The organism is Caloramator sp. Dgby_cultured_2, from assembly GCF_028872215.1.
GTDB lineage: Bacteria > Bacillota > Clostridia > Clostridiales > Caloramatoraceae > Caloramator > Caloramator australicus.
Window position 1 is genome coordinate 1,332,562 of the sequence record NZ_CP118396.1, and the last position, 14,949, is coordinate 1,347,510.

The following is a 14,949-nucleotide window of genomic DNA, read 5'->3' on the forward strand; positions in this document are numbered from 1 at the left end:
ATAAACAAAAGCAAAATCATGCTTCTAAAAGCTCTATTATCCACCTACTTTAATCCTCCTACTTAATATAATCTATGTAGTTTATTATGTTGGCATTTTCATCAATATATCCTTCTATTTTATCATACTTACATGTCAATATGGTTGTAATACCAGGTCCGTGTCCCATCTTAATGCAGTCGCTGTGGATAACAACGCCAACGCTTACAGCTCCCTTTAAATATCCTCTTCCATAGGTATTATCGCAATCTTTTAATAGGACTAAGTCGCCAAATTTTAATTTATCAAGCCCAAGTCTTTTAATTTCCTCCATATCCTCCGTCATTATATCATAATCCCCAGAAAATGCAGTAGCAGCACCTATTCCTGACCCCATAAGATAAGCAGGAACCTCTGCAACAACAGGAACTTTAAGTTTGCCATCTTCCTCCCTTATAGGAATATTTAAAAATAGCCTTGGATCAACATTCATAACTTCAACATCCGGATAATCCAAAAGTTTGAGTCCCTGTCCCCATGCTTTAATCAAAATCTTATCATCTACTGCCATCTCCTCTAAGTCTTCCTCTTTAAATTGAATTAAAACGTGGTCAATTCCTCCGTGTTTTCCAATGACAAATCCTTTAGCGCCTTTTGCATCACCTGTTACAACCCTTGCCTCATTTCCAATGCAGGCAAAAAGCATTAGGGCCCCATTTTCATTCTTGTCCTCATTCCTAATCGAAACTCCTGGTTCAACATGATCTCCAGACCATCCAAAAACAGAATCTCCCACCTTTACATTATAGGTTATTCCACCTGTTGCAGGCAAAACATGTGCCTTTCCGTTAACATCAACCCTAAATGGAGTTGCATTAACAGGATGATGGATTTTACCTTGAACCGATTGAATAACAGTCCTTTCAAAATTTGTTCTTATCATGTTAATCCCCCAAAAATCAAGCTAATTATATTATAACAAATATAAATTAACATAGGATAATTTTTTATAAACTACACATAATTTTATTAGAAACTCTATCGGAGGTGAAATAATGGTAAGAAAGAGCAAGAAATGGATATTAGGCAAGGAACTTCCAACAGCATCCAAAAGATATAAGATAGGTCCTGGAATTGATCTTATAGATGAAAAGTTTAGAGAAACATTTGGGTATAGAAGAAATGATACAAGATAAAAGGACTGCGAAGATGCAGTCCTTTTATTATAGGGCTCTATCTATGGCTTCCTTGTCAAATCCTACAATAATCTTGCCATTAATATCAACTACTGGAACTCCCATTTGACCGGATTTTTTAACCATTTCCATAGCTGCTGCTCTGTCTGCTGCAACATTCTTTTCAGTAAATGGAACGTTTTTTTCCCTTAAGTATTCCTTAACCCTTGTGCACCATGGACAAGTTGGTGTTGTATATACTGTAACTGCCATATTTATTCCTCCTTCATATACCCCATGTAGGTATTATATTTTCTAATAATATTATATTACTTGGTATCTAAAAATCAACCACTTAGCCAAAATTTTACTTCATTAAATTCTTTATCTGTTATTTTAAAATATTCTTTAAGTATCTTATCTATTATTTTAATATTAGCATTCCCATACTTTAAGACTTCATTCTCTACATCTTTTATATATTCTGGTATTTTAATCCTTAAAAGATTATAAGGATAATACTCATATAAATTATCTCCAAGCTTTTTAAGGTGGGTTTTTATATAAAATTCATATATTGAGCTGTTTAAAATACCCACCAAAAACTCATAGGAATATAATGATTCATATAAACCTAAAAGTTTTAATCCATAAACATCAGCGCTAAAATAACTTCCAAAATCTATGGCAAACTTATTGCTTGCTGCCTTATAAGGAAAAACAATTTTTTGCCTTCAAATAAATCCATACTTCTTCCCCACTGAAGCTCATACCACCTTCTGACTCCCTTTTGGCATTCTCTTCTTTTAATAAGCTTTTCCTTATATTTTTCTATATGCTTTAAAGCATTTCTATATCCTTTTTCATCATCAATCAAATTAGAATATATTAAGCATTTATCTGGGTTAATTATTTTAAATTTCTCTATATTTTTCCCTTTTATCCAGGGCTTTAATAATTTATCTTCTATTTTAAGCTTTTTGCTTCCTCCCAAGTTAAAACAAAGGCATCATCGCATCCGGTTATTATCCCTTGAAAAACTCTGCAATTTCGCATAAATATGCTCCCTTTATTTTTTTATTATGCTTTTTCTAAGCTATTTAAAAAATCCAGCCATTATTAGATAACTCATCCTTTAAAATTTCAACTCTTTTAGTATATAAACTTGTTTTTTCTCTATATCATCAAAAACATCATCAATATTTTTTTAGAACCTGGCAAAAATTTATAATACTCTATATTTTTCCCTTCACCCTTTATAAGGTAAATAATTATATTATCTATTCCTGCATTTTTAAAAACCCTAACCCCATAAAAATCTATAATTTTTTCTATTGAAGAATTGTTTAAAATAAAATTCCTTATGCCGGAGGCATGTTGCGCTTCTAGAAGGTATCTTGAAATAAAAATATTAATTTCCCTCCGTCCATTAAAGTTTCAAGGGATTTTTTAATAAAGCAATAGGAAAGATCCCCCTTGTCATAAAAAACATCACCAAAATTTTCTTTTAATTTTTCTCTATAATCTTTAAGAAGAACTTTATGTCCCATGTAGGGGGATTACCGATTATTAGATTAAATTTATCTTGAACATCGAATAAAAAATCTCCACAGACTATATTTTTAGGTATAATTCCGCTTCTTTTATAAACCTCTAATATAGTTATTTTTAAAGCTACATCATCAAGGTCCATCCCATAGATATTATTATTTACAACATGTTCCTTTGCATTTTTAATATTTAGTTTTTCTGCATATCCCAATAATTTTTCATAAACATAAATCAAAAAAATCCTCCCCACAGGAGGGATCTAAAATTTTTAAATTTGGATTCTTTCTATAATCTTCAAAACTTAAAGAGGAATCCACCATATACTTTATAACCTCATAGGGAGTATAAACGCTTCCCATTTTCTTTTTTCTTCCTTGTTCTTTAATCTTTGATATGTATCTCCTAAGCTTTCTCCCCATTTATCAAATATGCTTAAATCAATTATTCCATTAATTAAGCTTTGATAGGTTTTGTCTAAGTCATCTAAAAATTCTTTAAGCATATATCCTCCTTTATATTCTCGTAACTTCCTTCCAATCTAAGTATTTATTTAGCTTTTCAACCAGCTTTTCTAAAAGATTTTATCAGTATCATCAAATCTATTGAACTTAGGACTGTCAATATCCAAAACCCCATAGAGCACATCATCTTTTATAATCGGAACTACAATCTCAGAATTTGATGCACTATCGCAGGCTATATGCCCTTCAAACTCATGGACATTGGGCACAATATATGTTCTTCTATCCCTTGCCGCACTTCCACAAACGCCCTTACCTATTTTTATCCTTGTGCAGGCAGCTTTGCCTCCAAAGGGGCCTAAAACAAGCTCTCCATCCTTCATCAAATAAAATCCCGCCCAATTTATATCCTCTAAATTATCATATAATAGTGCCGCAACGTTGCATAAATTTGCTAAAACATCCTTTTCAGCAGATAAGTAACTTTCAATTCTATATATTAGCATCTTATAAAAATTTTCTTTTGAATCAGCAACTATCTTATTATTATTTAACATATTATCGCCTCCAATCGCTTTTTATATTAATATATCATTATACAAAAATACCTTCAACTCCAAAATAAAAGGGTGCTAAAAATTTGCACCCTCATAAAAATCTTAAATCTTAAGTGCCAGGCACCTATTCTATCTCTCCTATTTTATCCTCCACTTCTTTAACAAGAGTTCCACTATCTACAAGTCGGCTTGCCTTATTAATATCAATATACATTACTCTATCCTCATCAAGATGTTCTATTTCCTTTCTAATTAGCTTATATGCAACTTCAGTTCCCCTTCCAAGTTTAAAATCACCTCTAAAATCTATGGCCTGAGCTGCAGCAAGGTATTCAATTCCTAATACCCTTGATACATTATAAATAATGCTTCTTGCCTTCCTTGCAGCAGTAGTTCCCATGCTCACATGGTCCTCTTGATTTGCAGAGGATGGAATTGAATCAACTGATGCTGGATGTGCAAGAACCTTATTCTCAGAAACCAAAGATGCTGCAGAATACTGTGCAATCATAAATCCTGAGTTAAGTCCGCCCTTTTTAGTTAAAAAGGCTGGAAGATCGTTTAATTGATAATTTACAAGTCTTTCTATTCTTCTTTCAGATACATTGGCAAGCTCCGATACTGCAATTCCTAAAAAGTCCATTGCAAGGGCAACAGGCTGTCCATGGAAATTGCCTCCTGAAATTACCCTCATCTCATCCTCAAAAATCAAAGGATTGTCTGTTGCAGAATTTATTTCTATTTCTATAACTCTTTTACATATTCTATAGCATCTTTGCTTGCTCCATGTATCTGTGGAATGCATCTTAATGTGTAGGCATCCTGAACTCTAAGTTCACCCTGCCTTGTAGTTAAACTGCTTCCCTCTAAAATCCTTAATAGGTTCCTTGCACATTTTAGCTGTCCTATCTGTGGTCTTACCTCATGAACCCTATGATAATAAGCATCAGTAATTCCCCTTAGTGCTTCAACTGTCATGGAAGCTATAATGTCTGAAGCCTTTGCAAGGTTTATAGCATCATAAACTGCTAAAGCCCCAATAGCTGTCATAACCTGAGTTCCGTTTATTAGAGCTAGTCCTTCCTTCTCAACAAGCTCAACCTTTTCAATTCCTGCTCTTTTTAAAGCCTCTTCCCCGCTTAATCTTTCGCCTTGATAATATGCTTCGCCTTCTCCAATCATTACAAGAACCATATGGGATAAAGGTGCAAGGTCTCCGCTGGCACCTAAGGATCCCTTTTCATATATAACAGGATGAACTCCTTTGTTTAGCATATCTATGAGAGTTTGAAGGGTTGATAATCTAACTCCAGAATGTCCCTTTGAAAGTGCATTAGCTCTTAAGAGCATTATAGCCCTTACTATTTCTATGTCAAATTCATCTCCAACTGCGCAGGCATGGGAAACAATGAGATTTCTTTGAAGTCTTTTTGCATCTTCCTTTGAAATTACAACCTCGGCAAACTTTCCAAAGCCGGTTGTAATCCCATATTCTACTCTTTCCTCTTGAACAAACTTGTCGACTAAGGCCCTTGCCTTTTCTACCCTTAATTTAGCCTCATCTGAAAGCTCAACATAATAACCATTTCTTGCAACATTTACGACATCCTGAATAGTTAAATGGTGTCCATCGATCACAACCTTGTTCATTATTTCACCCCCTAAAAAGTCACCAAACTAAAAATTTTACATAATTATTATAACATTTATTTAACTTTTTCGAAATATATAAATATATAAAATATTTTGTCAAATTTTATCTGAATATTAGTTAAAAACATAAAAAGCCCTTAAGAAGTATTTAACTTCTTAAGGACTCATAGATTAATCCTTTTTCACAACAAAGCTGTAAATCCAATAGCACAATACAAGTCCCATAACAGCTGAAGTCCATGGGCTTGAAGTTATTGCTGGAAGTATCTTTTCTCCAATTCCAATGTTTACTCCAACCATCGCAAAAACCGCAAGAAGTATTCCTACTAAGGATTCTCCAGCAACCATACCAGAGGCTAAAAGAACTCCCTTTTCTGTCTTTTCCTTTAGAACCTCTTCATTGTCCTTAAACTTCTTATCTACAATTGCCCTTACAATACCACCAATTACAACCCCTGCACTTAAATGAATTGGAAGATATAGTCCAAGGGCAAATGGAAGTATTGGAATACCCATAAGTTCGCACATTACTCCAAAGGAAATACCTGCAAGAACCAATGTCCATGGAAGCTGTGAAGTCATAATTCCTTTAACAACCATTGACATCATAGTTGCCTGTGGTGCTGGAATTTCCTTTGAACCAATTCCATAAGCTGAGTTGAGCATTAGTATAACATAACCTATAGCAGCTGCAGATGCTGCAGATGCAAGGAACATACCAATTTCAAGATTCTTTGGAGTTCCACCTATTATAAATGTTGTCTTTAAGCTTTGCGCTGTTCCTCCAGCTATTGCAATAGCAACACAAACAATACCGCCTGCAATAATAGCAGCAACCATTGCCTTATTATCAGCATGTCCAGTAAGCTTTAATATACCTGTTATAAATAAAAGTGATGAAATTGTCATACCTGATATTGGATTATTTGAAGTTCCTATCATACCAACTAATCTTGCTGATACAACTGAGAAGAAGAAGGCAAATATAATTACAAATATTGCACCAGCAACTGGAACATTAGTCATTGGGAATAACCAAGCCATGATAAATACAAATATTGCACCTGCAATAACATAAGTCATAGGAACGTCAACATCTGTTCTCTTTTGGCTTGCCTTTGCACCAATACCTGACATAGCTGACTTAAAGGATCTTGCTATCGTTGGCATAGCTTTGGCAATGCTTATAAATCCACCTGCAATAACCGCACCAGCACCAACGTATCTTATATATTTACTCCATATAGCCCAAGCATCCATGTCTTTAATTAGAGCTGCTGATGGGAATAGAGGTTCTGTAAGCCCTGCACCAATATACTTAATAAGAGGAATAAGCCCAAGCCAAGCAACAAGTGCTCCGGCAAACATATACATACCGATTTCAATGCCAACGATATAACCAACACCAATTAAAGCTGCTGTAACGTCAGCACCAAATATTGTTCCTTGTAGAGGCTTTATAGTCCATTCAGGTTCATACTTCCAAAGAAGTAACCCTTCTGATAAGAATTTGAATATTCCACCGCCTGCAACACCTGTCATCATAGTCTTAAATCCTGAACCACCAGCGCTTGAAGAAACTAAAACCTCAGCAGCTGCCATACCTTCTGGATAAACAAGTTTTCCATGTTCCTCAACTATTAAATATCTTCTTAAAGGAACAACGAATAAAATACCCAAAAGGCTACCTAAAATTGCAACAACAGTAATTGTTCCAATGGTTAGCTTATCACCAAAAATTATAACCGCAGGAATTATAAATATAAGACCACCTGCTAAGGATTCTCCCATTGAAGCCATCGCTTGAATCATATTAGCTTCAAGGATATTGTTTCTTCTTAAAATACCCTTAAGTATTCCAGTAGCCAAAATAGCACCAGGAATACCTGCAGCGATTGTCATACCGACCTTAAGTCCAAGGTAAGTATTTGCTGCACCAAATACGATTGCAAAAATAATACCAATAAAGATTGAAAGAACTGTCATTTCTGGCATAGCCTTACTTACAGGAACATATGGAACATAATCATCACCTGAAACTCCGCCATAAGCTCCTGCAGAAAGCCCTTTGTTTTCTGTCATGGTTCCCCTCCTTTAGAAATTTGTTATATTTTGTCGCACAAATATATAAATTCTACATAATTCTAAAAATTCCTTCTTTACATTCAAAAAATTTTTAATTTTTTATAATTTTTTATATTCTATTTGTCATTTTATGAATAAAAAAGCACCTCATTATGAGATGCTCAATTTAAAAACCTTTTCAATATTTTTATACGCTATTTTCTCAATATCCTCATATTTGTAACCTCTTTTAATAAGCAAATCAATCACATCTTTGGATTTTGACGCATCTTCAAGCCCTTTAGTTGCTTTATTTTCTTCAGAAAAACTTGATGTAGCATCAAAACTTAGAAAGTCGCAAAAATCAAATCCAAGAGCAACATGGTCTATTCCTGCCTTTTCAACCATATAGTCTATATGCTCAATAAAACCTTCAATCGTCGCATTAAATTCATCTATAAAATCCGGCCATGCATTAATACCAATGACTCCCCTTTTTCTGCGATAGCCTTTATCTGATCATCCTTTAAATTCCTCGGATGATGACAAAGAGAATAGGCATTTGAATGGGATGCTATTATTGGCCCTGTTGTAATTTCGCATATATCCCAAAATGTTTTTTCATTAGCATGAGAAACATCGATTAGTATCCCAAGTTCTTCAAGTCTTTTGACGGCAATTTGTCCAAGCCTTGTTAGACCTCTTTTTGGATCTCCCTTAACCCCTGTTCCCAATTCATTTTCCTCATTCCATGTTAAACTTGCATGTCTTATTCCTATTTCATACAAAAGATCTAAATAATGAATATCACCCTTTATTCCTGAAAGGCCCTCACATCCTAAAACAATCTGCATCTTACCTTCCTGTCTTATCCTTTCAAAATCCTCATACTTTAAAATGACCTCTGCTATATCTTTAACATTTTTTAATTCCATTAAACCCTCATTAATAATTTCATTCATCCTATCTAATGGGTCCATATTCATTTTATCTATCCAAATAACAGCAATTAAGCCTCCTATCCCACCCCTTTTAATTTTTCATAATGATATTTTCTAAAAACATCTCCTTCCCCTTTTGCCTTTTTACGGTTATATCCACTAAAATATCGGAATGTGCATCAAATATAAACATGTTTACCCCTCCCAAAATTTAAGAGAATTAGCAAGATAAGCAGGGAATAACCCTGCTTATCTTGCTAATTCATACATTGCCTTTGCATAAATCTTTGTAATTGTTATAAGGTCCTCTATTTCGATATATTCATTTGCTTGATGGATTACGTCTGGCTTTCCTGGGAAAAGTGGTCCAAAGGCAAGTGTGTTTGGCATTTCCTTTGCATAGGTTCCTCCACCTATTGCCAAAGGCTCGCTATCATCATTAACAAATTCCCTATAAACCTTCATAAGCTTTTGAACTAACTCATGATCCTTTGCAAAATAAAGAGGTTCCTGATGAGCGAGATTTTCTACCTTAATTCCTGTTCCTTCAATCCTTTTATTGAACGGATTCATCATATCCTCAAGCTTATATGTGCAGGGGTATCTTAAGTTAAGGGCCATAGTAACTTTATCTTCCTTCATGTCAATAACACCAACATTAAATGAAAGTTCCCCTGTTTCATCCTTTAAGTAGCATCCAAAAGATTCACCCTTCGTTTCAAATCCAACATATTTATTCATAAAGTCTATAAAATCCTTTATATCGCTATCTGTTAAATTAAGCTCTCCAAGGAAGGCAAACATAATCATTATTGCATTTTTTCCATGTTCTGGAACGCTTCCATGGGCTGAAACTCCAAAGGCCTTAACTATTAGTTTATCTTCCTTTTCTTCAACTTTAACTTCAAATCCGGTTCTTCTTACAAAATCTTCAGCCTTTTCCATTATCGCTCCTTTATCCTTTGCAACAATTCCTGCTTCGCAATAATCCGGCACCATATTAGCCCTTTGTCCACCCTTTATGTATTCTATCGTTATATCGCCATTTTCTTTTCTTTCAAGTTCCTTTACTATATTAAACACAGTTAATCCCTTTTCAGCATGTATTAATGGGAATTCAGCATCAGGTGTAAAGCCAGCAGCTGGAGGCTTTTCTGATTTTAAATAATATGGGATATCATTAGAACCTGTTTCTTCATTAGTTCCAAATATTATTCTTATCCTCTTTGAAAGGGGTAAATTTAAATCTTTAATAGCCTTTAATCCATATAAAGCAGCAATCATTGGTCCCTTATCATCAAGGGCACCCCTTGCATATATTTTCCCATCGTGTATTTCTGCACCGTAAGGTGGATACTGCCATCCATCTCCTTCTGGAACAACATCTAAATGTCCTAATACTGCTATGTAATCTTCTCCTTCGCCATATTCAGCATATCCAACATATCCATTCATATTAACAGCTTTAAATCCAAGCTCCTTAGATAAATTCAAAGCATACTCTAAGGATTTTGCAACACCTTCACCAAAGGGCATTCCTTCCTTTGGAGTATCCTCAACGCTTTTAATCTTTAAAATTTCCTGCGTTGACCTTATAATCTCATCCCTCATGCCTTCAATCTTTAAATTGAGATCCATATTGATTCCCCTTATTCTTGTTTTCCTCTTTCAAAGGCAATCCAGCCACGTCTGTTTAAATATCTTAAATACATAATAAGCCTTTCATAAACTGGTTCAGCCTCTTTTCCAAATTCCTCTAAAAGCTTTTGCCCTATGTCATAAACAGTATTTTCCCCATCGATAAGCTCCCATACCCTTGAACCTAATCCATCAAGCTCAATATCGCTTACCACGGGCTTTTTAACAAGCCATCTTAAAAATTTTTCGATGGGCTTGTTATGGTAAAATATTAAATAAATTTTCCCATCCCTTTTTTCAAATGTAAGATGTTTTTTCCTTGGGATATAAAGTAAAAAATTATCATCCTTCTTTTGCTTTGCCATAAAATCACCTGCCCAGTAAATTAAAGGAGAAGCAAAAGCTTCTCCTTTAATTATAACTTACTATCACAATATTTAAAAGAAATTTTTAACCTTCTCTTTTGTAGAAAAACTATATACCCAGAAGGAGAAAATCAAAAGAACAATTGCTGCAGTCCATGGACTTCCTGTGATGAGTGGAGCAATCCTTCCTCCAAAGGCTATATCTATGCCAAGTCCTGCAAAGGCTGCCACTAAAATTCCCATCAGTGCATCACCAGCAACAAGACCAGATGCGAGTAAAACTCCCTTTTCTATCTGTTCCTTTTGAACTTTCTCGTTATCCTTAAATCTATTTTCAACAAATAGCCTTATGAGCCCTCCAACTAATATTCCTGCGCTTAGATGTATTGGAAGATATAGCCCAAGGGCAACTGGAAGTATCGGAATGCCCATTAGGGCAGTCATAACTCCAAACACTGCACCTACTATTACAAGAGCCCAAGGAAGCTGTCCTGTCATAACTCCCTTAACAACCATCGACATTAATGTCGCCTGGGGTGCTGCTATTTGTTCTGAACCTATGCCATAAATTCTGTTGAGCATAAGAACAACCATTCCAACAAAAACCGATGCAATAGCAAGACCTATATACATACCTATCTCAACATACTTTGGAGTTCCACCTATGATAAAGGTTGTCTTTAAGCTCTGTGCTGCACCGCCAGCTACTGCAATTGCAACACAAACGATAGCACCAGCAACAAGGGCTGTTATCATTCCTGCATCCCCTGTATATCCAGTAAATCTTAGAACGGATGTTATAAATAGCAAAGTTGCAATTGTCATACCGGAGACAGGATTATTGGATGCACCTACAAGACCAACTATCCTTGCTGAAACTACTGCAAAGAAAAAGGAGAAAAATACAGCAAGAAGTGCCCCTATTGGTCCAGTTTTTACAACTGGAATAAACCATGCAAGGAAAAATACCAAGAAGGCTCCAATTATAACATAGGTCATAGGAACATCCATTTCAGTTCTTTTTGTGCTGCACCCTTTGCACCTATTCCTGATATCGCTGATCTGAAGGAGTTTATAATAGTTGGTAGAGATCTTCCAAGGCTTATAAATCCCCCTGCTGCAACGGCACCAGCACCGATGTATCTTATATATTTACTCCAAATCTGCCAAGCATTCATTTCTGAAATAGGAACTGTTGCAGGGAAAAGAGGTGTTGTAAGCCCTGCACCTATATATTTTATAAGAGGTATTAATCCAAGCCATGCAACAATGGCCCCAGCAAACATATAAAGGGCCGCCTCCATACCGACGATATATCCAACTCCAACAAGGGATGCCATGGCATCAACACCAAATATAGTTCCCTGAAGGGGTCTTATAGTCCATTCCGGTTCCTCAAGCCAAAATCTAAAGCCTCCTGAAAGGAGCTTATAAATTCCTCCACCAAATAATCCTGTCATGACAGTTCTAAAACCTGCTCCTCCTTGACTTCCTGTAACCAAAACTTCAGCAGCAGCCATCGATTCAGGATAGATTAATTTCCCGTGTTCTTCAACTAATAGGTATCTTCTTAATGGAACTACAAATAATATACCAACAAGACCTCCAAGCAATGTAACGAAAACAATAGTTGAAAGCTTTAGCTCAAATCCCCAGATTATTATCGCAGGTAATGTAAATATTACTCCACCTGCAATCGACTCTCCCATTGCAGCAATCCCCTGGACCATATTAGCTTCAAGGATATTATTTCTTCTAAAAATTCCCCTTAAAAGCCCAGTTCCTAAAATCGCTGCAGGAATACCAGCTGCAATAGTCATACCAACCTTAAGCCCAAGATATGTATTTGCAGCTCCAAAAACTATCGCAAACAAAACGCCAAGTAAAATAGAAACTATTGTGGCCTCAGGCATAGCCTCACTTGCAGGAATAAAAGGAATATATTCATCTCCACTTACTCCACCATAGGCTCCGTGTGAAAGCCCCTTCTTTTCTGACATATTATCCCTCCTTATAAAATTTTGTCAAACTACTATGATTATTTCTTCTTTAATGCCACATATTTTACAATTTTGTCTATTATTATATTAACCCTATTTTAATTTTTAATACCAAAGAAAAAGGCATCGGAGTTTAACCCCCAATGCCTTAATTGTTATTTTTTAACCATCTTAAGCATAAACTTTACCTCATCCATCTTTAATATAACTGCAACTAAAGCATAAACAACTATGCCAATGAAAACAGCACCGCCAACTCCTATAAGCTGCATAAGTTTCGATTCTATTCCAAAATTATATTCAAGAAATTTATATGTTACAAGGGCGGCAATTCCCATAACTATCGATGCTCCAATTGATTTTACGGTGGATATTATTATTTCCTTTTCCTTTAATCCATTTAGCTTTTTAGAAAGTCCCCTTTGAAGCAGAATCATATTTAATATACTTGATATAGAATAAGAAAGAGCAATTCCACCTATTGCAAGCTGTTTAAAGAACATAACAAACATTAAGTTCAAAAGTATATTAACTAAAACCGTTAAGGCCCCTACCTTAACAGGTGTTTTTGTATCCTGAAGAGAATAAAACCCTCTTGTCGATATCTGAACTGCCGATTGTCCGACTACAGCAAAACTGTAAAAGGCAAGGGCATAGGCAGTAACTAAAACGTCCTGCTCGCCAAATTTTCCCGTCTTAAATAAAAGCCTTATTATAGGAACATTTAAAGCGATCATACCAATTGCAGAAGGGATAGTTATAAACATTACCATCCTCATTCCGAGGGAAAAGGTTTCTTTAAATTTATCATATTCTCCCCTTGCAATATGCATATTTAAGCTTGGAAATATTGTTGTTGCAATCCCCATAGCGAAAATTCCAAGAGGCAAAAGCATAAGCCTATTTGCGTATCTTAAGGCAGTTATACTTCCCTCTCCTAAAACTGAAGCGATATTTTGATTTACCACAAGGTTAAGCTGAGATATTGAAAGACCAATGATTGCAGGTCCCATAAGCTGAAGCATCCTTTTGTATCCCTCATGTTTTAAATCGAGCTGGAATCTAAACCTTTTCCCAACTTTTAAAAAGTCAGGAACCTGAACTAAAAAGTTTAAAAGAGCACCAAAAATAACTCCTGCTGCAAGACCAAAAATTCCAAATCTATTTCCTAATAAAGCTGCACCAAGGATCATCCCAACATTATATAAAACCGGGCCTACAGATGGTGATGTAAATATGTTATAGGAGTTTAAAATCCCCCTCGTAAGACCAGCAAGAACCGTAAAGGTTACAGCCGTAAACATTATCCTTGTAAGCTTAACTGTTAATTCGAACATTTCCTTGCTATTTAAACTTCCAACAGCAACTAAAGGCACAAGAAACTTGGCAAATGTAATTCCTAAAATATTGAATATTATAATAAAAATAATTGCAACAGTAATAAACGTGTTTGCTGCCCTCCAGGCGTTATCATCATCTTCCTTGGCAATATATTGAGTAAAAACTGGCATAAATCCTGAACTTAATGCCCCACCTACCAAAAGGTAAAACATAACATCAGGAATTGTAAAGGCTGCAAAAACGCATCAGTGACATAACTTCTTCCATAAACCTTTGCAACAATCATTTCCCTTACAAACCCTAATATTCTGCTTAAAAAAGCATGAGCATAACTATAGCCGTTGCCCTGCCTATATTCTTCTTCGACATTCTTCTACTCCTTTCTAAAGTGCCTGGCACTTAAGATTTAAGTTTCTTTTTCATGTAAATTAAGCCCCTCAGTTATTTTACCACTTGAGATTGTTATCTATCAAGGGATAGAATTAAGTTAGGAATAAAATAAAAACAAAAAGCAGAGAATAATTCTCTGCCACTTAAATATTTATGTTGCTGAGCCAATCAATAATATTATTAATAAGTTCTTTCCCATCTGCGTCGATATCAATATTTCTTAAACTTTCATTAATAGTATCAAAATTAAAATCTAAATCTTTAATGGCTAAATTAATTTTTTCAATAACTTGAGTCTCTATAGCATCAGAATAAACGTATGACTTCACAATTTTACCCTTTTCAAGTTGCAAATTAAATTCTATCTCGCCCCATATAAACCTTTTTGAAAAACTTATATTAAAATCCGGTGTTTCTCCATAAATCCATTCCCAAGATGAATGTTTTTCATAAAATTTTTCTATATTAAATGCAATAGGATCTACAATTTCAATATTATTACCATAAACATTTTTAAATTCTTCTATCAGCCTATTTATTATCGCTTCTACAGTTATTTCAGGTTTAATATCTTTCAAATTAACGACCCTAGCTTTTACTGAATCTATTCCCTTTGAAATGATTTTTTCTTTTGATACATTTAGATATCTTATCATTCTTGATATATCAGTATTAACTAAAATTGTTCCATGGTGAAGTCCTACATGCTCATCGACATAAAATGCGTTACCTGAAAATTTCCTTCCATTTGCAATAATGTCATTTCTTCCTGAAAGTTCTGCGTTAATACCTAGCTTTTTTATTGCATTTAATATTAGATTAAATTGTTTAGTT

At 34.9% G+C, this 14,949-nt stretch carries 13 protein-coding genes and 4 pseudogenes; 1 reads left to right on the plus strand and 16 read right to left on the minus strand.

All coding sequences use genetic code 11. The features are described from left to right. Positions 1-58: 58 nt before the first annotated feature. Positions 59-922, minus strand: coding sequence for a DUF4438 domain-containing protein (locus tag PWK10_RS09180; protein WP_274765838.1), 864 nt, complete (start codon positions 920-922; stop codon positions 59-61). A gap of 112 nt (positions 923-1,034) precedes the next feature. Between PWK10_RS09180 and PWK10_RS09185 the strand changes: the two genes are divergently transcribed. Then, the gene (locus PWK10_RS09185; RefSeq protein ID WP_008909497.1) at positions 1,035-1,175 is read left to right on the plus strand and encodes a hypothetical protein; all 141 of its coding nucleotides are present in this window, start codon (positions 1,035-1,037) and stop codon (positions 1,173-1,175) included. Positions 1,176-1,202: 27 nt separating this feature from the next. Here the strand turns inward: PWK10_RS09185 and PWK10_RS09190 are convergent, their stop codons facing one another. The 15 genes and pseudogenes from PWK10_RS09190 to PWK10_RS09260 all read right to left on the minus strand — a co-directional run bounded on the left by PWK10_RS09190 (position 1,203) and on the right by PWK10_RS09260 (position 14,930). Further along, entirely contained in the window at positions 1,203-1,427 is a 225-nt protein-coding gene (locus PWK10_RS09190) for a glutaredoxin family protein (protein ID WP_274765839.1), read from the minus strand. Between the two features lie 74 nt (positions 1,428-1,501). Beyond that, entirely contained in the window at positions 1,502-1,879 is a 378-nt protein-coding gene (locus tag PWK10_RS09195) for a TaqI-like C-terminal specificity domain-containing protein (RefSeq protein ID WP_342455751.1), read from the minus strand. Continuing rightward, the gene (locus tag PWK10_RS09200) at positions 1,837-2,148 is read right to left on the minus strand and encodes a hypothetical protein (protein WP_274765840.1); all 312 of its coding nucleotides are present in this window, start codon (positions 2,146-2,148) and stop codon (positions 1,837-1,839) included. Before PWK10_RS09200 ends, PWK10_RS09195 begins: the two co-directional genes overlap by 43 nt. A gap of 391 nt (positions 2,149-2,539) precedes the next feature. Further along, positions 2,540-2,704 (minus strand): hypothetical protein, encoded by a 165-nt coding sequence (locus tag PWK10_RS19790; protein WP_446715240.1) that lies wholly within the window; start codon positions 2,702-2,704, stop codon positions 2,540-2,542. Next, positions 2,662-2,940, minus strand: a complete 279-nt coding sequence (locus PWK10_RS09205) for a hypothetical protein (protein WP_274765841.1) — start codon at positions 2,938-2,940, stop codon at positions 2,662-2,664. The genes PWK10_RS19790 and PWK10_RS09205 overlap by 43 nt, the downstream gene beginning before the upstream one ends. Positions 2,941-3,030: 90 nt before the next feature. After that, the gene (locus PWK10_RS09210; RefSeq protein WP_274765842.1) at positions 3,031-3,207 is read right to left on the minus strand and encodes a hypothetical protein; all 177 of its coding nucleotides are present in this window, start codon (positions 3,205-3,207) and stop codon (positions 3,031-3,033) included. 10 nt (positions 3,208-3,217) lie between these two features. Further along, positions 3,218-3,723: pseudogene (locus tag PWK10_RS09215) on the minus strand (GAF domain-containing protein). 124 nt (positions 3,724-3,847) lie between these two features. Beyond that, positions 3,848-5,373 (minus strand): annotated as a pseudogene (gene hutH, locus PWK10_RS09220) (histidine ammonia-lyase). Positions 5,374-5,547: 174 nt separating this feature from the next. Next, a complete protein-coding gene (locus PWK10_RS09225; protein ID WP_274765843.1) occupies positions 5,548-7,458 on the minus strand; it encodes an OPT family oligopeptide transporter in 1,911 nt (636 codons plus the stop codon). 153 nt (positions 7,459-7,611) lie between these two features. Then, positions 7,612-8,426 (minus strand): annotated as a pseudogene (locus PWK10_RS19795) (dipeptidase). 204 nt (positions 8,427-8,630) lie between these two features. Next, complete coding sequence (gene pepV, locus PWK10_RS09240) at positions 8,631-10,019, minus strand: dipeptidase PepV (RefSeq protein WP_274765846.1); 1,389 nt, start codon at positions 10,017-10,019, stop codon at positions 8,631-8,633. 11 nt (positions 10,020-10,030) lie between these two features. Further along, the gene (locus tag PWK10_RS09245; RefSeq protein WP_274765847.1) at positions 10,031-10,384 is read right to left on the minus strand and encodes a PqqD family protein; all 354 of its coding nucleotides are present in this window, start codon (positions 10,382-10,384) and stop codon (positions 10,031-10,033) included. 72 nt (positions 10,385-10,456) lie between these two features. Continuing rightward, positions 10,457-12,384: pseudogene (locus PWK10_RS09250) on the minus strand (OPT family oligopeptide transporter). A 155-nt stretch (positions 12,385-12,539) separates the two neighbouring features. Beyond that, positions 12,540-13,949: a murein biosynthesis integral membrane protein MurJ gene (murJ, locus tag PWK10_RS09255; RefSeq protein ID WP_342455753.1), complete on the minus strand. Its 1,410-nt coding sequence runs from the start codon at positions 13,947-13,949 to the stop codon at positions 12,540-12,542. Positions 13,950-14,258: 309 nt separating this feature from the next. Next, complete coding sequence (locus PWK10_RS09260; RefSeq protein ID WP_446715364.1) at positions 14,259-14,930, minus strand: lipoyl protein ligase domain-containing protein; 672 nt, start codon at positions 14,928-14,930, stop codon at positions 14,259-14,261. Between the last annotated feature and the right edge of the window lie 19 nt (positions 14,931-14,949).